Source organism: Planktothrix mougeotii LEGE 06226, assembly GCF_015207485.1.
Lineage (GTDB): Bacteria > Cyanobacteriota > Cyanobacteriia > Cyanobacteriales > Microcoleaceae > Planktothrix.
Genome location: NZ_JADEWU010000016.1, coordinates 1 through 24,079 on the forward strand (window position 1 = coordinate 1; position 24,079 = coordinate 24,079).

The 24,079-nt window shown below is 37.0% G+C and carries 20 protein-coding genes; 15 read left to right on the plus strand and 5 right to left on the minus strand.

All coding sequences use genetic code 11. From position 1 onward, the window contains the following. The first annotated feature begins 1,221 nt into the window (after positions 1–1,221). Entirely contained in the window at positions 1,222–1,644 is a 423-nt protein-coding gene (locus IQ236_RS09200; protein ID WP_228041508.1) for a response regulator, read from the plus strand. Between the two features lie 21 nt (positions 1,645–1,665). Here the strand turns inward: IQ236_RS09200 and IQ236_RS09205 are convergent, their stop codons facing one another. Together IQ236_RS09205 and IQ236_RS09210 are read right to left on the minus strand one after the other, a co-directional pair. Further along, entirely contained in the window at positions 1,666–4,557 is a 2,892-nt protein-coding gene (locus IQ236_RS09205; RefSeq protein WP_193868990.1) for a response regulator, read from the minus strand. Positions 4,558–5,005: 448 nt separating this feature from the next. Then, positions 5,006–5,194 carry a CsbD family protein gene (locus IQ236_RS09210; RefSeq protein WP_190517813.1) on the minus strand — a complete coding sequence of 63 codons (189 nt, stop codon included), beginning with the start codon at positions 5,192–5,194 and terminating at the stop codon, positions 5,006–5,008. A 382-nt stretch (positions 5,195–5,576) separates the two neighbouring features. Between IQ236_RS09210 and IQ236_RS09215 the strand changes: the two genes are divergently transcribed. From IQ236_RS09215 to IQ236_RS09230, 4 genes are all read left to right on the plus strand, one after another. Continuing rightward, positions 5,577–6,122 (plus strand): Dps family protein, encoded by a 546-nt coding sequence (locus IQ236_RS09215; protein ID WP_193868991.1) that lies wholly within the window; start codon positions 5,577–5,579, stop codon positions 6,120–6,122. Positions 6,123–6,301: 179 nt separating this feature from the next. Continuing rightward, entirely contained in the window at positions 6,302–7,027 is a 726-nt protein-coding gene (locus IQ236_RS09220) for a rhomboid family intramembrane serine protease (protein WP_193868992.1), read from the plus strand. Positions 7,028–7,213: 186 nt separating this feature from the next. After that, the gene (locus IQ236_RS09225; protein WP_193868993.1) at positions 7,214–8,386 is read left to right on the plus strand and encodes a DUF262 domain-containing protein; all 1,173 of its coding nucleotides are present in this window, start codon (positions 7,214–7,216) and stop codon (positions 8,384–8,386) included. Positions 8,387–8,392: 6 nt separating this feature from the next. Further along, positions 8,393–9,457 carry an MAE_28990/MAE_18760 family HEPN-like nuclease gene (locus tag IQ236_RS09230; RefSeq protein ID WP_193868994.1) on the plus strand — a complete coding sequence of 355 codons (1,065 nt, stop codon included), beginning with the start codon at positions 8,393–8,395 and terminating at the stop codon, positions 9,455–9,457. On the opposite strand, the gene IQ236_RS09235 is transcribed toward IQ236_RS09230, so the two are convergent. Then, entirely contained in the window at positions 9,450–11,423 is a 1,974-nt protein-coding gene (locus IQ236_RS09235; protein WP_193868995.1) for an ABC transporter ATP-binding protein, read from the minus strand. The genes IQ236_RS09230 and IQ236_RS09235 overlap by 8 nt on opposite strands. Positions 11,424–11,571: 148 nt before the next feature. Here IQ236_RS09235 and IQ236_RS09240 point away from each other — a divergent pair, with 148 nt between their 5' ends. The 3 genes from IQ236_RS09240 to IQ236_RS09250 are packed head-to-tail and all read left to right on the plus strand — an operon-like array spanning position 11,572 to position 12,272. Further along, positions 11,572–11,775, plus strand: a complete 204-nt coding sequence (locus tag IQ236_RS09240; RefSeq protein ID WP_193868996.1) for a type II toxin-antitoxin system HicB family antitoxin — start codon at positions 11,572–11,574, stop codon at positions 11,773–11,775. Continuing rightward, a complete protein-coding gene (locus tag IQ236_RS09245) occupies positions 11,772–11,990 on the plus strand; it encodes a type II toxin-antitoxin system HicA family toxin (RefSeq protein WP_193868997.1) in 219 nt (72 codons plus the stop codon). Before IQ236_RS09240 ends, IQ236_RS09245 begins: the two co-directional genes overlap by 4 nt. Positions 11,991–12,047: 57 nt before the next feature. Beyond that, on the plus strand, positions 12,048–12,272 hold the full coding sequence (locus IQ236_RS09250; protein ID WP_228041510.1) for a type II toxin-antitoxin system HicB family antitoxin: 225 nt from the start codon (positions 12,048–12,050) through the stop codon (positions 12,270–12,272). A 40-nt stretch (positions 12,273–12,312) separates the two neighbouring features. Here IQ236_RS09250 and IQ236_RS09255 read toward each other — a convergent pair whose 3' ends face one another. Next, positions 12,313–16,095, minus strand: coding sequence for a class I SAM-dependent DNA methyltransferase (locus IQ236_RS09255; RefSeq protein ID WP_193868998.1), 3,783 nt, complete (start codon positions 16,093–16,095; stop codon positions 12,313–12,315). 262 nt (positions 16,096–16,357) lie between these two features. On the opposite strand from IQ236_RS09255, the gene IQ236_RS09260 reads away from it, so the two are divergent. The 7 genes from IQ236_RS09260 to IQ236_RS09290 all read left to right on the plus strand — a co-directional run bounded on the left by IQ236_RS09260 (position 16,358) and on the right by IQ236_RS09290 (position 23,265). Next, complete coding sequence (locus tag IQ236_RS09260; RefSeq protein WP_193868999.1) at positions 16,358–16,708, plus strand: hypothetical protein; 351 nt, start codon at positions 16,358–16,360, stop codon at positions 16,706–16,708. A gap of 98 nt (positions 16,709–16,806) precedes the next feature. Next, on the plus strand, positions 16,807–18,327 hold the full coding sequence (gene ycf46 / locus IQ236_RS09265) for a stress-responsive protein Ycf46 (RefSeq protein ID WP_193869000.1): 1,521 nt from the start codon (positions 16,807–16,809) through the stop codon (positions 18,325–18,327). 149 nt (positions 18,328–18,476) lie between these two features. Next, positions 18,477–18,830: a DUF1257 domain-containing protein gene (locus tag IQ236_RS09270; RefSeq protein ID WP_072718976.1), complete on the plus strand. Its 354-nt coding sequence runs from the start codon at positions 18,477–18,479 to the stop codon at positions 18,828–18,830. A gap of 152 nt (positions 18,831–18,982) precedes the next feature. Continuing rightward, positions 18,983–19,663: a Crp/Fnr family transcriptional regulator gene (locus IQ236_RS09275; protein ID WP_072718977.1), complete on the plus strand. Its 681-nt coding sequence runs from the start codon at positions 18,983–18,985 to the stop codon at positions 19,661–19,663. A gap of 248 nt (positions 19,664–19,911) precedes the next feature. Further along, positions 19,912–21,699 carry a M61 family metallopeptidase gene (locus IQ236_RS09280; RefSeq protein ID WP_193869001.1) on the plus strand — a complete coding sequence of 596 codons (1,788 nt, stop codon included), beginning with the start codon at positions 19,912–19,914 and terminating at the stop codon, positions 21,697–21,699. A 33-nt stretch (positions 21,700–21,732) separates the two neighbouring features. Continuing rightward, positions 21,733–22,212, plus strand: coding sequence for a tellurite resistance TerB family protein (locus tag IQ236_RS09285; RefSeq protein WP_193869002.1), 480 nt, complete (start codon positions 21,733–21,735; stop codon positions 22,210–22,212). Between the two features lie 213 nt (positions 22,213–22,425). Beyond that, positions 22,426–23,265: a hypothetical protein gene (locus IQ236_RS09290; protein WP_228041512.1), complete on the plus strand. Its 840-nt coding sequence runs from the start codon at positions 22,426–22,428 to the stop codon at positions 23,263–23,265. A gap of 14 nt (positions 23,266–23,279) precedes the next feature. Here IQ236_RS09290 and IQ236_RS09295 read toward each other — a convergent pair whose 3' ends face one another. Further along, positions 23,280–24,068, minus strand: coding sequence for a metal ABC transporter ATP-binding protein (locus tag IQ236_RS09295; protein ID WP_193869003.1), 789 nt, complete (start codon positions 24,066–24,068; stop codon positions 23,280–23,282). Positions 24,069–24,079 lie beyond the last annotated feature (11 nt).

Consider the following 24,079-nt stretch of genomic DNA (forward strand, 5'->3'; position numbering starts at 1 on the left):
TAAAATTACAGTAAAAAATAGAGACTGTATATTCGCCAAACCTTATAAAATTAACAGGGTGTAAATCCAGTCTAAAGTATTAGAAATATTTTTATTTTATGCCGATATTTAAAGACAAGATTAAAATCATCAAAAGCAGTAAAAATATTATTTAAATTATCCCTATTAAAAATTTATTGTTATCAATAAATTTGTGATTTTAACGAGTATAATTTTAAATTATAAAAAATTATGTAGATTAAATTAATTTAACTAATGCCATAAAAAGTATCAGCTTTAACAGGATTATATTGAGTATAATAATTGGGATTACAGGCAATAATTCTATAGAATAGAGTTTTCTAGTTGGGGGAGATATAAAAATAAAATTTTTATCCTTTGTTGAAAACAACCTTAAAATTTAAAAGCTTTAATATCAGTTAATTTTTACAAAAGTTAACTAATCAATGAACCTTAAATTTTGAGTTTAAATTCTAATATTCATAACAAAACTTACAACCTCCAACCTGTAAAACAGCAAGGTTGCTTAATTTAGATAGGTTAAGCCAATCAGCACTTCAACCCCAGATTTAAACCGAATGAAACTAAAATCCTGTTCCCTGTGTTCCGTATTTCCTGTTTCCGATTCCCTGAAGCTAAACAGAGAATTGGAAATATTGTTTAAATTTGGAGAGGGGGATTCTATCTTTCACTACAATTGAGGCAAGGGTATGCTCCCGCCTGCTTAATTCACCAGAGGTTAAAACGCAGTTAAACTTACAATTTCCAGGGTTAATCCAGAGAATAAGCGATCACGCTTTGTAGCTACCTCTACCGCAAGATACATTTAAGGGGAATGGCGGGGTAAACCGTTGACGACCTTGCGGGTAGCTATGTTACAATTGTTACAAAATAAATCCAGACTCAAAAGTAAAGTTGTTGACGTTAGCGAACTTAGGAATAAAGGATTAAATTCTATAAAAAATAGAAAAAACTGCACGTTGAAGTTTTTAAGGTTTAGTTTGTTAATCGTTTAAAAAACAACGTAGGATTTACATCATCAGACAGATAACGGTTATTCTGACTGGGGTTTACGATGTAACTTACAAGGGGGTTAACTTCCCCACGTTCTTAAAATGTACTAGAAATAGTATGTAAAAACAATCAATTCTGATCAGTCAAAACTTATTCAATTCATTAAAAAAATTTTTCATGTGTACATCGTGGTCAAATTTTAATTCATTGCCCGCAACAACAATTTTAGTCGTTGATGATTCCCCTGATATTTTATTTTTAGTAGAAGCTATTCTACAAGGGGCGGGCTATCATGTTAAATGTGCTGAAAATGGTTATATTGCTTTAGATCAAGTAAAAGACTCTCCTCCAGACCTGATTATTGTCGATGTGATGATGCCCGGTTTAAGTGGCTATGATGTCATTCAAGGAATTCGCCAAAATTCGGAGTTACCTTTTATTCCAATTTTAGTCATGACGGCTTGTAGTTTTTTTGAAGTTAAACAGGAATCGAAAGGAGAAGCTAATGGTGTGATTTATAAACCCATTGATATTGATGAACTACTGAATCAAGTCAATATGATGCTCAAAATCAAACAAAAAAAGACTGAACATCAAAGGTGTTCGACGTTCAGAGAAAAGTCTGCTTAATTAATTGAATCTAAATCAATGTTAGCTGGATCGGAATGAAATTTCCTCTTGCACAAACACTTGAACTCGACTTAAACACTGCTGCAATTTTTCAACTAATTCCGTTGCACCCTCTAAAGTTTGTTCTTGAGCGAGATCTTCAAGTTGTTTCGCGATTTCTGGCATTTCTAAGACTGCTGCACTCGCGCTTGAACCCTTCAACGCATGAGCCTGTTGTTTTATGCCGCTATAATCTTGATTCAGGATAGCTTGATGCAAATTCTGAATTCGGATTTGAGCTTGTTCGATGAACAAATTCAGCAGCCGGTGTTGCAGTTGAAGATTTCCTTTGAGTAAACGATTGAGACGTTCTAAATTGACAGGACTTTCGGCAAATGTCAAGGCACTCATAGGATTTGATTCTAAGGTAGAGGTTTCAAATGCAAAAGCAGGGTGTCGATCAGATGAATTCACCGACTGTAAAACCGAAAGGCTTTGATCTGGGTCTGAGAGTTTGCAAGAACTCCAGCGCTGTAAGATTTTTCCCAGAGCATTCAATTCTACAGGTTTACTAACATAATCATCCATTCCCGCTTCTATGCAACGTTCTCGATCCGAAGACATGGCACTCGCCGTGAGAGCGATTACGATAGGCTGTCGATGAATCAGGTCAGGATGCTGGCGTAAGCGTTGAGTGGCTTCATAGCCATCAATAATAGGCATCTGACAATCCATCAGAATCAGATCGTAATCTTTATAGGTTAATCGCTCTAAAACACTTTGTCCATTATTGACTAAATCGGCATCATAACCCAAAAGTTTTAGTTGACTCAAAATCACTTTTTGGTTAATCGGATCATCTTCTGCTAACAGAATTTTCAGAGTATGAGCTTGTAGGTTAAACCGTTGATCGCGATTTTGAAACGATTCTATACGATGGGTTTGATGTTGCCATTGATGTAGACGAGTTAAAATAGTTGGAGATTTAAGATTTAGGGTCAGAACCAAGGTTTGTAAAAAACGTAAAGGCGCGACGGGTTTTAATAAATAGCTATAATCTCCTAAATTAACGACTTGTTCGGCGCGATCGCGTTGATTGAGTTTACTCATTAAAATCATTTTGGTCGGGGATTTTTCATCGGAATGATGTAAAGCCCGAACTAATTTAACCCCTTCTCGATTTAATAAAGGTAAATCAATTAAAATAATGTCATAAGGATTACCTTGTTCCAGGGCTGTTTTCCAAACGGTTAAAGCCGTGTTTCCATCCTCGACTTCATCGATCTGAATTCCCCAAGTTTGAGCAAAGGAACAGATGGAATTACGAACTAAAGGATTACTATCTACAACTAATAATTTCACCTGTTCCAACTCTGGAAATCGTTTTGAAGCGATGGTTTCAGCCTTCGATAATTCTACATTAAACCAGAAGTTAGACCCTTCACCTAAAGCACTTTCAAACCCAATTTCACCCCCCATCAGATCGACTAAATGTCGGCAGATGGATAGTCCCAAACCTGTGCCTCCATATTGACGGTTGGTGTTAGAACTTGCCAAAGAAAAGGGTTGAAAAATTTGAGCTTGTAACTCTTGAGCAATTCCAATTCCTGTATCTTTAATCGCGAACTCAACTTTGATTTTATCAGAATAATCTGCCAATATTTTAATATTTAATATAATGTTACCTTTTTCTGTAAATTTAATCGCATTACTAATTAAATTGAGTAGAATTTGATGCAAACGTAAAGCATCACCCGTCAGTTGGCGAGGTAAATCGCTATCAATTTGGACAATTAACTCTAAGTTTTTTTCTTCGGCTTTGACCGTTAATAAATCAATCACCGTTTCCAGACAGCTATCTAAATCAAAATTGACCGTTTCTAAACGAGCTTCTCCCGCTTCTAGTTTAGAAAAATCCAAAATTTCATTAATAACCGTCAATAAATGTTGAGCGCTACAATAAATCGTTGAGGTATAGTCTCGTTGTTGGGGAGTTAGTTGAGTTTCTAAGAGTAATTCAACCATCCCTAAAACCCCATTCATGGGGGTACGAATTTCATGACTCATTTGAGCCAGAAAGTGAGATTTATGCCTAGCTGATTCTAAGGCAGCTTCCCTTTCTTCAATCAGTTGACTAATGGGTGTTGTTGCTAAAATTAAACCTCCGATTTTACTCGGCTTTTTATACCAAGGTTGAATCACCCAACTCTGTTGAAGCTGGGTTCCATCCTCTCGTTCCCAAGTATCTTCTCCTTGAGAAATTGTTTCCCCTTTGAGTGCTTGTTGATGAACTATTTTCCAGTCTAATTTGATATCGGGAAAGACTTCATAATGGCTTTTTCCAAGCAAGTTTTGATCTTCTAAGTTATATTGGGACAGCCAAATTTTAGAATAGGCTAAATAGCGCATTTGGGTATCAAAAATGGCGATGGCAATGGGAAATTGGAAAATCAGATCTCTAATCTCTACTATCCTCTGTTCCCAAACAAAGTTGGCATTTTCTACATAGCCATGCAGAAGTAAACCCTTAATTTTGCCTTGGGGGTTTAACGAAGGATTAATATTCCAGTGAATTAACCCTTCTTCTGCATTCGCCAGTGAAACTAACTGTTGAAACTGAACGGATTTTTTTGTAGTTAAAACATATTCATAATGAGTTATCACTTCTGTTCCCATCGAGGGCGGAACAAATAGCTTTAAGTAATTTTTACCCCAAACTTCATGACGTTGATACCCATAATGTTTTGCGGCACTAAGGTTCCATTCTTGAATGCAGTAATCAACAGATAAACCGATTACCATACAGTCAAGGTGTTCAATCATTGACTGTAATTCAGTTAAGCTCGCTTTCCAGCCCAAGGCTAGTTGTCTTTGTTGCCAAGCCCATCCTAAAGCAACTAAAACTAAACTGGTGAAAAAGAAGTATAAAATCACAACTGTAGGCTCACCGAATGAGTAAAAAAGGGGAAACAGGAGCTAACATACAGTTCAAGTCAATTGGGTATTTTTTGACCAAAGCTCCTCAAGTCTAGCCCAGGAAATTGTAGAATTGTTTGCCCGATTCAATTGGCTTCATAGACTGACTAAGATTAGGATTCTTAGAAATCTAAAAAATACCTTAACACAAATCAATAGAGTTTGGATGTACACGGTGTAACACGACTCAACTTCCAAAAACCTCGGATGGGAAATCCAGTTGAAATCAAACTAAACTCATGGATAGAGAGATTAAGAGTTGAAATCTGAGGGATGCTCTGCAATTCATGGAAATTCGTTTAAAGGAATTTAATCTATACACAACAGATCTAGGCAACTGAGTCAGTTACCTAGACAAAATTTATCAATTCGATTGTATAGGGCTTAACACCAATACAAAACCAAATTAATGTTTATCGATCTCTTCTTTGACCGAATCTTTAACATTTTCTACTGTATGTTGTGCAGCAGCTTCTGTTTGCTTCATTTTTCCTTCTGCTTTATCTTCAGGATCGCCCGTAATGTTTCCAGCCGCTTCTTGGACTTTTCCTTCTACGTTTTTTAAGGTGGCTTTTCCTTTTTGTTCAGTGCTCATGATTATTGGTTTCTCCAAAATTAAATTGCTTAACTGTCTTGAGAATAAAAATCCGATTCAAAACAGCATTTATTAACCTTCTAAACAGTAATCAATTTTTATTGTTGTTTCCATCTATCCTCGGAGGGATTAGTCCATTTCCTGGGCTTTATTTAGTGCTGTAGGGTTTAACGCTGGAGGTCGCTTAGATTGAAGTTTCCCGATTCTAATTTAGGATTAACTTGTTTTTGCAGTCTATCTTTCTTTAGGAAGATTTAAACCCAAAACAAGCAGATTCATAAGTTATAAATTCTCAGAGTTCTCTCACAAGGTAGATGTTTGGAATAAATAGACTCGTTTGAATAGGAAAGAGATGTGCAAATTCAAAAGGAGGTTTGAAAGTATGCCGAAGTTAAATATTGGTTTAACTGAAGAGCAAATGCAAGGGGTTATAGAATTATTAAATGCAGATATATCCAATATGTATCTGCTTTTAATCAAAACTAAAAAATACCATTGGGATGTGGTTGGGCCGCAATTCCGTACCCTACATCAACTCTGGGAAGAACATTATGAAGCCTTAACTGAAAATATTGATGCGACGGCGGAACGTGTTCGGACATTAGGGGGTTATCCGGTTGGGACGGCGGAAGGATTTTTAAAACTGGCTTCCATTGAAGAACACGCTGGGGATCTTCCCAACACAACCGAAATGGTTCAACGATTAGTGAATGATCATGAGCAAATTATTCGTAATCTTCGTGAACATATTGATCAATGTGCCGAAGACTTTCATGATGCAGGAACAGCCGATTTCCTAACCGGATTAATGGAACAACATGAACAAATGGCATGGATGTTGCGTTCCTTTATTGAAGGGGAAGGTGTAGAGTCTAATGGTAGACGCTCTAATGTGAGTAAAAAAGCGGTTGCTGCCAGTGTAATGTAAAAAAACTTGAATTCAAAGCGGTCTTTAAATAGTTGTCAGTCCGCAATAAATCGCAATTTATTATCAAATTTTGAGTGAATTATTGTCGCTCATTTAATACAATATAACATGAATTGTTAATTGTTGACTGATAACTATTTATCCTCAATCTTGCTCATTCAATCTCTAGGAAAAAATCAATGGTTCCTTTAAATGATGAAAATCCGATCCGAATTACACCGATTATTACTTATATATTAATCATCATTAATGTTCTGGTTTTTTTCTATGAACTGAGTTTAACTCCCCCTGAATTAGAAAAATTCTTTCAGTTGTATGCCGTCGTTCCTAACCAACTCAGCGCCAGTTTTGATGGGGTTTCTGTTGGTCAATCCGTCCCCGAACCTTTTACTTTAATTTCCTCTCAATTCCTTCATGCTGGAATTATGCACGTTGGTTTTAATCTGTTATTTTTATGGATTTTTGGAAACAATATTGAGCAGGAATTAGGACATATTAAATTTTTAATTTTTTATCTCGTTTGTGGAGTCTTAGCCGTCTTAACTCAGTGGTTTTTCTCTCCTGACTCTTCCGTTCCTTCTTTAGGTGCAAGTGGAGCGATCGCCGGAGTGATGGGAGCTTATATTCTTAAGTTTCCCCAAGCTAAAATATTAACCTTAATTCCATTAGGATTCTTTTTCTATACGATTCGAGTTCCTGCTATTTTCTTTCTAGGTTTTTGGTTTGTACAACAAGCCTTTAATGGTTTAATTTCATTAGGAGTTCCTGCTAATGTGGGAATGCAGCAAGGCGGTGTTGCCTATTGGGCACACGCTGGAGGATTCATTTTTGGGGCTATTCTGGGGCCGTTATTAGGCCTATTTTCCCGTCCTTCCCCTGGAAGATATAATGAATATTGGCAGTAAGGTTAAATGATTTACAGATTTTATAAAGTTTTTTCTATATTTTTTAAGATCTTTATTCAGCGAGTCTGGGTTGAGGTCTTTTATTGTATTCAAAATAAGTTTAACCCTCGAATGTGGTAATTTGTCATGTGAGCTTAGGAATGCTAAAATCACTCACAAGAATACTGTTGACGGAGAATAGAGAAAATGCTCTTTGCGCCAGTTGAAGAAAAAATGTGGGAGAAATCTTCCTCAAAACGTCAAAAAAAAATGTCGGATGGAGAAATTAATGATAAATACTCCTCCCAAGAAAACCGCATCCTAACTGAAATTAATCGTGAAAAGCTGCCTAGCTTTGCTGAGGCTTTAAAAAAAAACGGATATATGAATGTACAACCCGTTTACCAAAGAAGACCTCGATGGGATGACAAGATGAAGTCACGATTAATTGAGTCATTCCTAATTAATATCCCTGTTCCACCCATTATTCTGTTTGAAATAGATTACAACTCTTATGAAGTCATGGATGGTCAACAGAGAATTACAGCAATTAAAGAGTTCTATGAAAACAAACTTAAACTAACAGGACTCGAACTTTGGCCAGAAATCAATGGACGTACTTATGATCAACTTCCAATTAAAGTTAAAGCAGGAATTGATCGTCGATCCATCTCATCTATTGTTATTATTGCAGAATCAACTTCTGATCCTGAAACAGCTTTGTTCCTCAAACAGAAAAGTTTTGAACGTTTTAATACTGGAGGCGTAGATTTAAGTCAGCAGGAAGTACGGAATTGTTTGTATCATGGGAAGTTTAATTCATTATTACTAGAATTATCTCGTAATCCTATCTTTACTCAATCTTGGGGAATTCCTATCGATGAAAATGACCCTAATTTATTAAACAATAATCTTTATAAAAAAATGGAGGATGCAGAATTAGTGCTTCGTTTCTTTGCTTTAAGGAATGTAGACCATTTTCAACGAGGAATGGAAGGATTTCTTGATCTTTATATGATAAAAAGTTCAAATTTTTCAGATGAGGATATTTTAGTTCTAAAGGAAGTTTTTTTAGAAACAATTAGTCTAGCTTACGAAATTTATAACGATAATTTATTCAAACCTTTTGATCCAAAATCTAGAACTTGGAAGAAAGATTCCTATAAAGCTTATTATGATGCGGTCATGGTTGGATTTAATCGACATTTGGATAAAACTAAAATTTTAATTGATCAAAAAACAAAAATTATTGAAGAAACCCAGAAACTTTTTGAGCGGGAAGAATCACGTCTTTTAACAGGAGGTGGAAAAAGTAAAGCAGAAATTCAACAACGAATCCAAATCTTTGATGATATGCTATCGCAGGTTATTGGAGAATAGCTTGCAATGTTTGAGAATCTTTTAGAAACATCCAGTATAAAAATTGCAACTGTTCGTGCAATGCTCCAGACTAATGATAAACTTAGGGCAATTGTTTTTGGAAAACCAAGTTTAAATAAAGATCCATTGCCGGAAAATAATGATTTTCTGGAATTGGCTCAAGAATTTCCTGGAGAAATTGAATGGAAAATCTATGACCACTGTGCTACTGTAATGCGATTGTACGCCATTTATGAACGATTTGTTGAAGATTTAATCTCCGAATGGTTACAACTTTTACCTGAGTTAATTTCCAGTTATTCCGATTTAGATGAAACAATTCAAAATACCCATCGAGAGGGAATTGGACGATTATTAATATACCCGAAAAAGATACGATTTGAAGACCCTGAAAACCAAAATCTATCTATTTATTATAAAAAAGTGGTTCAAGGGTTTTTGGCTGCCATTAGTGATCATGAAAAATACGAGTTACTTCCTGAAATTTTTATATTCCATGAACAAAATTTAAGAAAGGATGCGTTAGTGGAATTATTCACTAAAGCGGGAATTGAAAAGGCTTGGGAATGGATTATTCACTATCGACAGATTAAATATTTTATAGAGCAAGTCCGAGGAAATCAAAATACCGCCGAAGCAGAACTTAAACAATTTATTCACTATCGGAATAAAGCAGCACATGGATCAATTAATGAAATTTTAGGAATTCAAGAATTGCTATATTTAGCAGATTTTGTCGAAGCATTATGCCAAGCTTTAGCTGAATTAGTAACTTATCAAATCCTTTTAAAAAAAGTATCCATTGGACAAGCTCAAAAAGTTGGACGAGTTACGGAGTGGTTTAAAAAGCAAAAAGCAGCCATCGTAATAGTAGAGAATATAACTTTATCTGTAGGAGATAAGTTATTTCTAGTAAATGAAGAATCCTCTTATTGTTCTTTGACGAGAATTGAGAGTATTCAAATAGACAGTCAACCTAGAAATGAAGTTAAAATATCTTCTCCTACAGAAGTGGGATTAAAGTTTAATATTGATACTCGAAAAGGATTTAGCCTGTATCTAATCAATTAAAGTTACTACTTCTAATATTTCCTGAAGGAATAGAAGCAATTAATTGACGAGTATAAGCTTGTTTGGGATGGCGATAAATTTCCTCGGCGGTTCCCATTTCTTCAATTTTTCCTTGATTCATTACAATCATGCGATCGCTCATAAATTTAACTACACTTAAATCATGGGAAATAAAAATATAAGTCAGATTAAATTCCCCTTGTAACTCTTTCAATAGGTTCAATACTTGCGCCTGTACCGACACATCTAACGCTGAAACAGATTCATCACAAATAATAAATTTAGGGTTCAATGCTAAGGCTCTGGCGATACAAATTCGTTGGCGTTGTCCCCCGGAAAATTCATGGGGATAACGTCGCATTAAATCAGGATTTAACCCAACTCTTTCTAATAAATAAGCCACGCGATCGCGTTTTTCTTGAAACGTTTGTCCGACTGAATGAATAATTAACGGTTCCATGACCGCATCCCCAATGCTGATTCTAGGGTCAAGGGAACTAAAAGGATCTTGAAAAATAATTTGCAGATTCCGTCTGACCCAACGCATTTTTTGATTAAATTGTTGTTGATTTTGGTAATTTTTAAACCCACTAAATATCGAGGTTTCTAACGGAGGAGCCGTAATATCCTGACCTTCAAAAAAGACTTGACCACTCAAGGGTCTAATCAGTTGTAAAATCGCTCTGGATAAGGTACTTTTTCCGCAGCCTGACTCTCCTACTAATCCTAATGTTTCCCCTGAATAAACATCAAAGGAAACATCATTAACCGCCATTAATAATCGTTTAGTTTTTCCTAATATTCCTGGAATTTTAAACGCAACTCTTAAATTTTTAACCGATAAAAGAGGTTGATCTGAGGGTAAACTAGATAAAAATGCCTTAGATTTTAAAGCAATATTATTATAAGTTTTAACAGGTTCTACTAAAGTTTTTTCTCGGATTTCTACCTCTCCATTATCCAGCGTAATAATTTCCATAAAATCAGCCACCGTTGGTAAACGTTCAGCCGGAGTATCTAACGTTGGACGACAAGCTAATAATCCTTTTGTATAGGGATTTTGAGGAGTTGTAAAAATTTGCTGAATTGTTCCAGATTCAACTATTTTCCCTTGGAACATCACCGCCACTTGATCGGCAATTTGAGCCACAATTCCTAAATCATGGGTAATAAAAATCATCGCCATTCCTCGGCGTTCTTGTAATTCTTGAAGTAAATCTAAAATAGTTGCTTGAACGGTAACATCTAACGCCGTTGTCGGTTCATCCGCAATTAATAACGTCGGGTTACAAGAAATCGCCATTGCAATCATCACCCGTTGCAATTGTCCCCCCGATAATTCATGGGGATATCGATCTAACATGGCTCGTTTTTGAGCATTAATTTGTTGAATCACTTCTCGTTTTCGACTGCGTTTATCTTGTAATTCCTGCGGAGAACGAGAGATTGATTGATGTTTTTGTGCTTCTAACGCTTGCTGCATTAATTCATCATCACTGGGGAGTAATTTCACTTCTTGTAATAATGATGCAGCTTTCCACATCGCCTGTTTTGGGGATAATTGTTCATGCTGCATAATGGCTTCTGTTAATTGAAACCCAATGGTAAAAACGGGGTTCAAAGAGGTCATGGGTTCCTGAAAAATCATGGAAATTTGACCGCCTCGATAGGTTTGTTTTTGAGTCGGTGAAAGTTGCAATAAATTAACGGGTTGAGAATAGGGACTATAATCTTCAGATTCAGGAATTTGAAACCCAATTTCTCCCTCTACTTTCGCGGTGGCGCTGGAAAGTAACCCCATAATAGCCAAGGCGGTCACGGATTTTCCTGAACCGGACTCTCCCACAATTCCCAAGGTTTCTCCCCGTCCAATCTGAAAGGAAATTCCATCAACGGCGGTAACAGTCCGTTCATCGGTGTCAAACTCAACCCGCAGATTATTTACATTCAGAACAACATATTGCATGGAAGTTACCGCCTCTATACATTTCTATATCTTGAATCAATTTAACAGATGATGGGGAAATAGGGGATACAATAGCGTCGCACGAACCGTAAAGGATTGCATTAATGTTAAAATGGGGAAATAGAAAAAATAGCCGCTTTACTTAATTATGAATATTAAAGCTATTATTCACGAGGCAGAAGAGGGAGGGTATTGGGCAGAAGTTCCTGCACTCCCTGGATGTGTTACCCAAGGAGAAACTTGGGAAGAAGTGATGGAAAATCTGCAAGAAGCGATACAAGGTTGGTTAGAGGTGGCAAATGAAAGTTTAAAGGAAAAAGAAACTGATCGGATTGTAGAAATTGCAGTATGAAATCCATTTCTGGGAAAAATTTTTGTAAAATATTGGACAGAAAAGGCTGGATTTTGAAAAGAATTAAAGGCAGTCATCATATTTATCAAAATCCTGAAAATAACAGGATTGTTTCTGTTCCAGTTCATCGGAATCAAGATTTAAAGCTCGGAACATTAAGTGTTCTGATGAAAACTGCAAATATATCTGAAGATGAGCTAAAAGGTTATATGTGATTTTGGATCGGTAATTATCCTGAAGTTGAGTTCAAGTCATTGTTAGGGGAAGTTTAAATGATGTTAACAGATTATATTTATGTAGCCATGAATCGAGCAAAATATGAGATGTTAGAGGATGGGATATTTTATGGAGAAATACCCGACTGTCAGGGTGTTTGGAGTAGTGGAAAAACCTTAGAAGAATGTCGAGAAAATTTACAAGATGCGTTAGAAGGATGGATTATTTTAGGGTTACGTTTGGGTCATCGATTACCGATTTTAGAAAATATCAAGATATGATTAAACGTTAAGCGATCGCTTTCTATTATATCTTAATTCCCTAATCTGTTATCCTCTCAACTATTTTGATTTCTTCTTCTGTTAATCCATATAATTGATAAACCAGTTGATCAATTTTTGTTTCAAAATTCTGAACATCTTCCTCTTGAGGATTAAGACATTTTTCAACAAGGTTTGTTATGGCTTGACACTCTGATTGGCTGGAGGTGGGAATAGGGAAATCTTTCATAAATATTGAGCTTGGTTCGTAGAAATCCCCCTGTAATTTTGATAGTAAATGCTGAAACAAAAACCCCACTACCCTAGAGTTAAGAACTGCGAGTAGAAATTTATCAGGGGTAGGAATAATAAATGCCTTCTGATTTGTGTAATAGCCTAATTCATCCCAAGCAAATTCATTAATCTTACAAATATTTGGATAAATAATTTTAGATTCTTCAAATTCTTTCCAGTAAATACAAGATCGCAATTCCCAAAAGAATTTACCTTTATCACATCTTTTAATTAAGGCTTCCTTAAATTGATTAAAATATTGAAAAATCCCAGGATATGTGTTATAAAAAATATTTTCTGCTTCTTTTTCTGGTTGATCAGACCAAGGATGTTTTTTATTTTCAGAAGACTCAATTTTGATCAAATATTGATCAGCAAAATCTACTCGCCATTTTTTAACATCACGACCACGCAGCAAAGGTTTAATAACTTCCGCAGACGAAGAATGTTCAGCGATTAATTTATCTCTTGTTTGGCGATCAATGATAAAAGCCTCGTTAAATCCTGTTTTAATACCATAATAAAATCTACCATTTACATATTCTCCTAACGGTGTACCAGTATTTCGCAGTTTCGCCAGCAAGTCCAAGACCTGAGAAGATTCTAGTCGCCAACCATCAGATTTTAAGTTTCTCTGAGGAATTATCAAACTATCCTGCTCTAAAACTGTCACAAATTGTGAAATATTTTGTTTTTTTGTTAGATCCCATGATAAAGCCTTTAATTCATTCGCGTCAGATTTAAATTTACTTAAAGAGATAATGCTAGGATAAGCGATCGCTTCTTCAAAAACCGGAAAATCACCGAAATCGATTAAATTATAAATCGTTGTTTTATCTGTCAAAAGTTGACGTAACTTTTCACCATAACCTGCTCTCAAATATTTATTAGAAGAGATATAAATTAAATTACCTTTTGGTTTTAATATGTGCAACCCTAGCTCATAAAAGTAAACAAATATATCACTAATACCTGTATAACATTGATAATTTTTATGTAAAATTGCCTTAAATTCCTTAATCTCTTCTTGTCTAATATAAGGCGGATTACCTATCACAACATCAAACCCAATAAACTTTCCTGTATCATCCAACACTTCAGGAAACTCAAACCGCCATTCAAACGCATTTTCATAAATTTTACCGCTTTCAATTTCCTCAATTTCCACCCTTAACTTATCAATCTCATTATTTAACTTAGCAATTTTCCTTTCCCTGGCTTTTTGTTCTGCTTTCGTTTCCTCAAATAATAAAAGTTGATTTTCTAAACTATAAACTTCTCCCTCTAACTGTCTTAACTTGGTTTTCTTGGGGTCAGTTCCTTGAAGTGTGGTTTTAAAATTACCTTTAATGGTATTCATTAACTTTTCCATCTCTCGCTTTTGCTGTTTATTCTCAGCATGACGATAGGTTTCAACCGCCTTTTGATAAGTTTCAATCTCAATTTTATTTTTCTTTAACGCTGGTTTTAAATCTGCATCCAAAGGAAAACGACTAATTAAAGAATTCCCGCACTTGATATTAATATCAATATTCGGTAAAGTTTCCAATTCCGTATAATTCGTATCCGCTTTATAATAGGCATTTTTTAACAATTCTATCCATAACCGTAACCGACAAATTTTAACCGAATTCGGGTTAATATCCACCCCAAACAAACAATTTTCAATAATCGTTTGCTTTTCATGAAATAAAGTTTCTTGGATGCGTTGACTTTCTCGGTTTTGAGGAGTATAGATAAACGGTTGATTTTCTTCATCGGTGATGATTAATTCATCATTTTCTACCATTATTTGATATTCTTTTAATCGTCTCCCATTAGAATCTTGTAAAATCTTCAGATCATGTTTAATAGCGATTATTTCATTTAACGCCGATACTAAAAAATGTCCTGAACCCACCGCCGGATCACAAATTTTCAGACGGTTAATAATTTGATTCGCTTCTGTTCTATCTTCAATTTTATCATACAAATCATCTAAGGTTTCACAATTCCAACCCTTAATTTCATTAAATTTATGAACAACGGCTTTCCGCAAAGTTTCTCGACACATATACATCGTAATAAACCCTGGGGTAAAATATGACCCATCTTTATAACCGTTGATTTTCTCGAAAATTAATCCTAAAACCGAAGCATTAATTAAGGTTTTTTGTTCCTCTTGAATTCCTTCTAACCCTTCGCTACTAAAATCATAAGCATCCAGAAACTCAAATAAATAGTGTAGGGTGTTGAGTTCTCCCGTGCGTTTATTTCCGTTAGCATCTTTTAAAACCGTTGACGGAAAAATAGGAAGTTTTTCTTCTCTAAGGTTACTAATGACAATAGTTTGATGTTCAAGTTCAGTGGGTTCAAAGAGGGAACTATTCAAATAAGGAACCTGAGCAAATATTCCTTTTAAATCCGGTTTACGTTCACTGGATTTAACCGCTAAGACTTGGAAAAATAACCGATCTAAATCACCCAAATCATGAATTTTATTTGTATTTAAAAAAGCAAAATCAGAATTTCCTTTATGATAAGTGATTAATTGTGATTCTAATAATTTTAAGAATAAAATCCGGTTGACCCAAGTAATCGATAATTCTAACGCAATATTAAAAAGTTGTTCCGGTTCCGTTTCGCCAAATTGTTCGGGGTTTTCTAGTCGAGAAATTTTATCTAAACTATCGAGTTGTAAAATAGCATTTTCAATCAATGAACCTGGATTTTGTTTATCTTTGGGTAGACGTTGGATTAGTTTTTTATTCTTTTCTTTGGTTTCCGTTAAACCAATAATATACAGTAATTCACTATAAAACCCTTTATCTAAAGTATTACTATCATTCGCAATGGGTAATTTTAATAAATGTTGAGGAGACAGTAACTTAAATAAAGCGATTAGTTTTTCATCATCTTCAGGGTTATTATTTCTAACCAATTGTTCATAATCTCGAATATCAAAATAAGTAAATATTATTTCATCTTTAATAGCTTCAATGGCAGGTTTAGCAATTTCCTTATAGAAAAAATCCGTTGTTTTACCTGTTAAGCGTCCGGCTTCAAACTCTTCAAATTGTTTGATTAAGTTCCTATTTTCAAAAAAACATTTTTCAAAAGTCTGAGCATCAAAAATAAACCATTCATAAATATTAGTAACAATTAAATATTTGATTTCTAGGTTTTTATTGTTAATCCGTTCTCTTAAAAAATATAAAACCAACTCTTGTAAAGCTTTAACATTAAGGTTTTCACGCTTAACCATTTCAGCTTTATTTTTAGGTTTCTTAACTTCTAAAATAATACCGACACTGCTTTTAGACTCTTTTTGATTATGAATAACTAAATCGTTTCGTTCTTTGGTATTAATAAAATAGTTGGGACTATAATAGGTATTTTTAAGAAAATCAGCCATGAGATTTTTATGAAATTCTTCTGACTCCTTGTCATTAATGTGATCAAGGAGATGAAGCAAATTAGCCTTAAATTCTTCAATATCGCTCCTGCTGACTTTAACTTTCAGAAACGCTTTATTTAAAGATTCTCTGGGTTGTCTGGGGTGATTGTTCATGATCCGAACCAAAGTCACTCAACTCCTTATATATATCACTATCCCTATAGTACGGATGAAATATTCTGTAGGGGTGATGTCCCTCCTAACCCTCTTTGTACCTGGGTTTGGGGACCAAACCCCTACAATAAAATATTAATCGCCCACCCCAAAATGTAACGAAATATTACAATAATGCCGTCATAGAGGTATAGCGTCTTGACATCTGAGAAACGGTTCGTTATCTTGAAATACATACCCGGGTACACAAGTTCACTGTCCTATGCAAAATAAGCAAAAGGTAACTCTCTATCTTCCGCCTGAACTGCACCGCAAATTAAAAATTAAAGCGGCAGTTGAATCAGAACCGATGTCATCCATTGCCGAACGAGCCATTGTTTTCTACCTGACTAATCCCGAATTGGTAGACGAAGTGGAGACATCCTACGGACAAACCCATCGGGTTTACTCCTGTCCAGATTGTTCCAGTTCCATCGTCATGAAGGAAGGGGAATTGACCTCATTAAGAGAGCAACCCAGTATCCTATCCGATGATGAACTCCCCGTCCAATCCGTCAGAGATGTTGAATCGACAACGGCCCAATCGGGAGAAGAAGAACTGGTTCCCTGCTAAATCCCTGGCTTCGATGCTGGCGCGAGTTGTGTTCAGAATCGGACGTTAGGAATCAAAAATCCTGTAAACGTTACACCGTCTCTATTGGATCGAGGACTATGCAAGAAGAACTTAGTATCTTAATTGAAGCCCGATATCCTCTGATCTACCTCGTCACCTCTGAGGAAGAGCGGTCTGAGCAGGCTATCGCCAAAATCGCGCAAGCCAAACGCCAGAGAGAGGTATATGTGTGGACAGTCACTCGTGGCTTAGTCAAATATGATCAAGCGCGAACAGCAGTTCAGTCCAACACCGTTTCCCCTCAAGCGGCGATTGAATGGGTGATTCGACATAGAGAGCCTAACGTAAGCGGAGGTATCTATATTTTTAAAGATTTGCATCCCTTCAAAGATTCTCCTGAAGTGACCCGGTGTTTACGGGATGCGATCGCAAGCTTCAAAGGCACAAACAAGACGATCATCTTGATGTCGCCAATTCAATCTATTCCCATCGAGCTAGAGAAAGAAGTTGTGGTTCTGGACTTCGCTCTGCCCGATATGAAGGAACTTAACCAAGTCTTAACCGCCCAACTGGAACAAGCCCGGTCTCGACGTTTAACCACTGAAGGACGAGAAAAACTGCTCAAAGCAGCATTAGGCTTAACCCGGGATGAAGCTGAAAAGGTGTACCGGAAAGCCCAAGTTACCGCCGGACGTCTGACTGAAGAAGAAGTTGATGTTGTTCTCACCGAGAAAAAGCAACTGATTCGACGCAATGGAATTTTAGAATACATTGATGTCGATGAAACAATCGATTCAGTGGGGGGTTTAGAAGAACTGAAGCGGTGGCTGCACCAACGTTCCAACGCCTTTACCGAAAGAGCCAGAGAATATGGCTTACCCCAACCCAAGGGAATGTTAATCTTAGGGATACCCGGATGCGGAAAGTCCCTGATTGCCAAAACCACTTCTCGGTTATGGGGATTACCCCTACTCCGATTAGATATGGGTCGGGTGTATGATGGTTCAATGGTGGGACGTTCCGAAGCCAACCTGAGAAACGCTTTAAAAACGGCTGAATCTATTTCTCCGGTGATTCTATTTATCGATGAATTAGATAAATCCTTCGCCGGAAGTGCCGGAAGTGCTGACTCAGATGGTGGAACCTCTAGCCGGATCTTTGGATCATTCCTCACCTGGATGCAGGAAAAAAGCTCTCCTGTATTCGTGATGGCAACGGCCAACCGCGTTGAACGTTTACCCGGAGAATTCCTCAGAAAAGGGCGATTTGATGAAATCTTCTTTGTAGATCTACCAACCAAAGAAGAACGCCAAGATATTTTCAGAATTCATCTGTCCAAACGCCGTCGGGAAATCGAGCGCTTCGATTTAGAACAACTGTCTACGGTTTCCGAAGGCTTTTCTGGAGCAGAAATTGAGCAAGCCGTAATCGCTTCGATGTACGAGGCTTTTGCTCAAGACCGCGAGTTTACGCAGCTTGATATCATTGCCGCGATTAAGTCCACTTTGCCCTTGTCCAAGACCATGAACGAACAGGTCACCGCACTACGAGATTGGGCAAGACAGCGTGCACGTCCGGCTGCGTCCTCCGTCGCTGAATATCAGCGCATGGAGTTCTAAAAGCTTACTCCTAGTCCAAATAGGAGATAAGGCTAGTTACCGATAAGGTCTAGCAGTTCCCAAAAAAAAAGCCGTCCAATCATTAAAGGCGGCATTGATTCTAACCAAACCGTTGTTGTTTCGTTTTCAGTTCCACGGAGGATACCTAAATGTCTCACTTTAGCACACTGCGTACCAAAATCACCGATTCCGAAATCCTGAAAGCTTCTCTGCGTGATCTGGGCATTAGCACCAAAACCAGCGCAGATGTCCGGGGTTACAATGGCCAACGGGTTCGCGCCGACTTGGTTGCAGTTCTTGAAGGCGAATATGACCTCGGTTGGTCTCGCAACAGCGATGGTACCTACGATTTAATTGCTGATCTGTGGGGTGTTGCTAAAAAACACAACCAGACCGAACTGATCAACTCCATTAATCAAAAGTACGCCGTTAACAAGACCTTAGCTGATGTCAAACAGCGCGGTCTGCAAAATGCCAACGTGAAATTGGTCGTCCAAAAATAGTTGGTCAAAGCGTTCCCAAGCTTGCGGGTTAACCGAATTTAGACGGGTTAACCCGTTTTTCTATTTGCCAGTCGATCAATTTATGAGATATCTTAGTAATATTCAATAGAGTGGATCGATAATCTACTCCTTAATAAGCGTAGCAAATTCTCATGCAAACTGAAGCTTTTAGCGAGCTTTTTCCACTATTCAAGGGGGCCAATCCTGAAACATTAGAATGGCTGCTATCCGTTGCTGTCAAACATGAATATCCCGCCGATCGGGCCGTTGTCATGGAAGATGCTTGGGGGAATGCCGTTTATTTTGTCGTTTCTGGGTGGGTAAAAGTCCGACGCTTATCTGGGGATGAAGTGGTAACATTAGCCATTTTAGGACACGGCGATTTCTTTGGAGAAATGGCGATTTTAGATGAATCTCCCCGTGCTAATGATGTTATCGCCTTATCGTCAGTCCGATTAATTAGTGTTTCTGCCCAACGCTTTATCCAGACGTTGTTTAAAGATCCGCAACTTCATCATCGAATGTTGCAATTGATGGTGCGTCGTTTGCGCCAAACCAACCAACGCTATCAAATTCGTCACCGACCTCCAGCCGTAAAACTCGCCAATACCCTCGTAGAATTAGCTGAAAATTACGGTCAGCCCACTGAAAAAGGGGCAGATATTTTTAATATTCCCTTCCAAGATTTAGCGGATGTTACAGATATTTCTTTGGAAGAAACAAGCAAAATAATGGATAAAATTATGAGTAAAGGCTGGATGACGATTGATGAAGAACGGCAAGTGATTCATTTGCTCAATCTCAAACATTTAAACCATCTTGCCAGTCAATAAAGCCGAAACTATTTTAATAGATAGGGAATAGGGAATAGGGAATAGGGAAAATAGAATGAACTCCCTGTTTTCTATTCCCTATTTCTTGAGAAAAGTTATTGTTGATCTGAAATACCTAAATGTTAGCTACATATTTCCCCTTGTAGAGACGTTCCATGGAACGTCTCTACAAGGGGATAAGGGAGGATCACGTTTCTTCATCTATAATTAGATTTCAGATTAGGAACTATTTTTTAAGGATAAAAATTATGACTGAAGCAACTCAAACTCGTCCTGATTCTTTGACTGAGGTTACTCCTGTTTTACAATATTGGGTGGGAATGCCTCAACCCGAATCCCATTTATTTGAAATTAGGTTACAGATTCGAGGAGATATTCTTTCATCTTCCCCCTTAGTGTTAAAAATGCCCGTTTGGACTCCAGGGTCTTATTTAGTGCGGGAATATTCCCGACATTTACAAGATTGGGGCGTTTGTGATCAGGACGGAAACCCCTTAAAATGGAGAAAAGTTAGTAAAAATCATTGGCAAATACAATCAAAATCTGCAACGGAAATTAGAGTTTCCTACCGCATTTTTGCTAATGAATTAAGTGTTAGAACCAATCATTTAGATTCGTCTCATGGTTATTTTAATGGGGCGGCTTTATTTCTGTATGTACCGGGATATGAAAAACACCCGATTCAAGTTACTATAGAAACGCCTAAAAATTGGATAGTTACCACAATTTTACCAACGGTTTCTCATCAAATTAATACGTTTTATGCGGCTGATTTTGATACGTTAGTCGATAGTCCCTTTGAAATTGGAACCCATCGGTTATATGAATTTCAAGTTGAAGGAAAATCCCATCAATTAGCAATTTGGGGGGAAGGAAATCTTAATCCTGAACGGTTACTCACGGATTTTCAAAAAATTATAACCGCCGAATCTGAATTATTTGGTGGCTTACCCTACAAACGCTATTTATTTTTATTGCATCTTTATAATCAAGGGTTTGGCGGGTTAGAACATAAAGAGTCTTGTTCGTTAATTTATTCTCGTTTTGGGTTTCGCAATACTGATAAATATAATCGGTTTATGCAGTTAGTCGCCCATGAATTTTTCCATTTATGGAATGTGAAACGAATTCGCCCCAAAGCTTTAGAAGTATTTGATTATGAACAGGAAAATTATACTTCTTCGTTGTGGTTTTCGGAAGGAACAACCAGCTATTATGATATGGTGATTCCCTATCGAGCGGGAATTTTTGATGTCAAAGGCTTTTTGAATGCGATCGCTAAAGATATTACTCGGTTACAAACTATTCCAGGGCGGTTAGTTCAACCCTTAAGTGAGTCAAGTTGGGATACTTGGATTAAACTTTATCGCCGCGAACCCCATAGTGATAATAATCAAATCTCTTATTATTTAAAAGGAGAATTGGTATCATTTTTACTGGATTTATTAATTAGAGAAAAACAGGGAAATCAGCGATCGCTCGATGATGTTATGCGTCAAATGTGGTCAGAATTTGGTCAACCGGAAATTGGTTTTACTCCCGAACAATTAGAACAGGTAATTGAATCTATTGCTGAAATCTCGTTAAGCGATTTCTTCCAAAACTATTTGTATGGACTGGATGAACTTCCCTACAATCAATATTTAGAACCCTTTGGGTTACAATTAATTGCTGAAACAACCGATGAAACTCCCTATTTAGGCTGCAAACTTGCATCCGAAAAAGGTAGAGAAATTATTAAGTTTGTGGAAACCGGAAGTCCGGCTGAAGCCGCAGGATTAGATATTCAGGATGAACTTTTAGCCATTAATGGATTTAAAGTCACCTCTGACCAATTCCAGGAACGGTTAAAAGATTGCAAACCGGGCGATACAGTAGAATTAACCTTTTTTCATCAAGATTTGTTGCGAACTTGTCAAGCCACGTTGACATCTCCCCGTCCTAATTATTACAAAATTGTTTCTGTTAGCCAACCAACCCCGCAACAAAAACGAAATTTTGAAGGCTGGTTAGGGTGTCCTTATCACAATTTATGAGATGATAGGGGGAAATATTTCAGAGGTTCAGCGATGGAAGTCCCTCCCCCTCCTTCAATTACACCCCGTCAAATGAATCTATTGCGGGTTGTAACCTCGATGGCTTGGTCTGATGGAGAATTAGCAACAGAAGAAGTTGACGTGATGTTGAATCAGTTTAGCCGTTTGTTCGCCAAACAGGAACAACAACAGCAACAACTTCAACAGGAATTAAGGGATTATTTAATGCAGAATATTCCCTTAGACGAGTTAATTCCCAAACTCGAAACTCAAGCCGAACGCGAACTGGTACTTGTTTTAGGGTATGAAGTGATTAACTCCAGTGCTCGTACCCCCGATGAACCTAAAATCAACCCGGAAGAAGCAGCGGCTTATCAGAAATTATTGCAATTACTGAATCTTCCTCCAGAAGTGGTTCAACGTTTGGAAACCCAGATGGATAGTCCCAGTCATTCTAAAACAGAATTAATTGAAACCATCACCCGTAAATTAGGAGAGTTTATTCAAAAATAATCTCTCATCAGTCATCAGTCATCCGTTTTTAGTTCTTACCTAACAACTATTAATATAAACTGTTAAATCTTCCCCTGATAACTGATAACTGGTACAGACGCGCCATGGCACGTCTCTACACTGATAACTGATAACTGGTACAGACGCGCCATGGCACGTCTCTACACTGATAACTGATAACTGATAACTGATAACTGATAACTGATAACTGCTATGAATGACATTGCTAAACAAGCCCATAATGGTCGTGTTGCAGCCATCATTCAAGTAATTAATGAACAAATGACTGATTTAGGGGTAAGAACTCGTGCTGTTTTTACCCATGATGTTTTGCAACTGCTTTGTGAGGCGAAAAATCCTGAATCTTTAGAAAAAACAACCATTGTCACTAAAATTCGTGAAATTTTGGAGTCTATTTCTCCGCGTAATATTCGCCGAGTCCGAATTAATAGTCGCATCTTGAAAGAACAGCAATTACTTTGGTTAGAAACCATTAGCCAAGATCCAGAAGAGCAGTTACTCTGGTCAGAAGATATTATTCTCAAAAAACCCAATCTTTTTAACCGGTGGTTTAACACCATTCCCTCTCAAAGTTCTCCCCCTAATCAACCCATTGTCAACAATTTATCCTCAAATTCTAAGCCTGAAAAACGTCAATTTTCACTGAGTTTAATTTTAGGTATTGGGGTAAGTTTACTATTAGGATTAATAGGATTGTGGCTCTACAGCGAGTTACAATTTCAATTATTCAACGCCTTACAATCTCACCGAAAATACAAGGTTGAAGTGTCTCCTTCCCCTCAACAACCTTTATCTTCAGCAGAACAGTTTAGCCAAGCCGTAAAACTTGCCATGGAAGCCGTCGCCGAAGGACAAGTTGCGGATACCCGTCAAGAATGGTTAGAAATTGCTCAAAAATGGCAACAAGCTGCTGATTTAATGGCGGAAGTCTCTCCTGATTTTGAACGTTATAAAATAGCCCAAGATCGCGCCATATTATATCGTAAAAATCAAGAACAAGCCCAACAAAAAGCGGATGAATTAAATAATTAATAGAAGTATTATCCCTATTCCCTATTCCCTCTATTTTGATAAGTTTGTTCTAACATTTTCGGGGTAATCTGTTGTTCTCCATGATAGTGTAAACGTCGATTTAAACAGCCAATAGTTTTAACATAGGAAGACATGGTATTAATATCATGAGTAATCATTACAATTGTCATATATTCATTCAGTTTAAGTAATAATTCATAAATACTGCTGCACATTTTAGGGTCAACACTAGCCGTAGGTTCATCTAAGAGTAAAATTTGCGGTTCACTGGCTAAGGCTCTGGCAATATAAACCCGTTGTCGTTGTCCTCCCGATAATTCCCCAATGGGGCGATTTCTTAAGTTTAACATTTCTACTTTTTCTAAAGCCTGAATCACGATTTCTTCATCTTTTTTTGTATAGGGTTGGAATAAAGAACGCTTTCCTAACCGTCCCATTCTTACCACTTCATCCACCCGGACGGGAAAATTGCGATCAAACTCTAAAATTTGAGGAACATACCCTAAATAACGCCGACCTTGGATTACGGAACGACCCATAATTTTAACCTCTCCTTTTAACGGTTTAAGTAACCCTAAAAGCACTTTAATTAAGGTGGTTTTCCCGCCTCCATTAGGGCCAATTAATCCTAAAAAATCTAATTCATGAACCGTTAAATTAATCTCTTCTAAAATAGGTTCATGGGGATCATAACCCGCCCAAACTTGGTTTAAACGGATGACTTCGTTTTTTGGATAAGGGTTTGGGGGTAAATCTTGAGAATTTGACACGGGTACAAAGGTAAATTTAGGAAGTAAAATCATGGCTAACTTTA

Bases quoted from the DNA above. Each gene is read 5' to 3' on its own strand.
- IQ236_RS09210 (WP_190517813.1), bottom strand. From the start codon at position 5,194: ATGAGCACTGAACAAAAAGGAAAAGCCACCTTAAAAAACGTAGAAGGA.
- IQ236_RS09215 (WP_193868991.1), top strand. From the start codon at position 5,577: ATGCCGAAGTTAAATATTGGTTTAACTGAAGAGCAAATGCAAGGGGTT.
- IQ236_RS09220 (WP_193868992.1), top strand. From the start codon at position 6,302: ATGGTTCCTTTAAATGATGAAAATCCGATCCGAATTACACCGATTATT.
- IQ236_RS09225 (WP_193868993.1), top strand. From the start codon at position 7,214: ATGCTCTTTGCGCCAGTTGAAGAAAAAATGTGGGAGAAATCTTCCTCA.
- IQ236_RS09230 (WP_193868994.1), top strand. From the start codon at position 8,393: ATGTTTGAGAATCTTTTAGAAACATCCAGTATAAAAATTGCAACTGTT.
- IQ236_RS09235 (WP_193868995.1), bottom strand. From the start codon at position 11,423: ATGCAATATGTTGTTCTGAATGTAAATAATCTGCGGGTTGAGTTTGAC.
- IQ236_RS09240 (WP_193868996.1), top strand. From the start codon at position 11,572: ATGAATATTAAAGCTATTATTCACGAGGCAGAAGAGGGAGGGTATTGG.
- IQ236_RS09245 (WP_193868997.1), top strand. From the start codon at position 11,772: ATGAAATCCATTTCTGGGAAAAATTTTTGTAAAATATTGGACAGAAAA.
- IQ236_RS09250 (WP_228041510.1), top strand. From the start codon at position 12,048: ATGATGTTAACAGATTATATTTATGTAGCCATGAATCGAGCAAAATAT.
- IQ236_RS09255 (WP_193868998.1), bottom strand. From the start codon at position 16,095: ATGAACAATCACCCCAGACAACCCAGAGAATCTTTAAATAAAGCGTTT.
- IQ236_RS09260 (WP_193868999.1), top strand. From the start codon at position 16,358: ATGCAAAATAAGCAAAAGGTAACTCTCTATCTTCCGCCTGAACTGCAC.
- ycf46 (WP_193869000.1), top strand. From the start codon at position 16,807: ATGCAAGAAGAACTTAGTATCTTAATTGAAGCCCGATATCCTCTGATC.
- IQ236_RS09270 (WP_072718976.1), top strand. From the start codon at position 18,477: ATGTCTCACTTTAGCACACTGCGTACCAAAATCACCGATTCCGAAATC.
- IQ236_RS09275 (WP_072718977.1), top strand. From the start codon at position 18,983: ATGCAAACTGAAGCTTTTAGCGAGCTTTTTCCACTATTCAAGGGGGCC.
- IQ236_RS09280 (WP_193869001.1), top strand. From the start codon at position 19,912: ATGACTGAAGCAACTCAAACTCGTCCTGATTCTTTGACTGAGGTTACT.
- IQ236_RS09285 (WP_193869002.1), top strand. From the start codon at position 21,733: ATGGAAGTCCCTCCCCCTCCTTCAATTACACCCCGTCAAATGAATCTA.
- IQ236_RS09290 (WP_228041512.1), top strand. From the start codon at position 22,426: ATGAATGACATTGCTAAACAAGCCCATAATGGTCGTGTTGCAGCCATC.
- IQ236_RS09295 (WP_193869003.1), bottom strand. From the start codon at position 24,068: ATGATTTTACTTCCTAAATTTACCTTTGTACCCGTGTCAAATTCTCAA.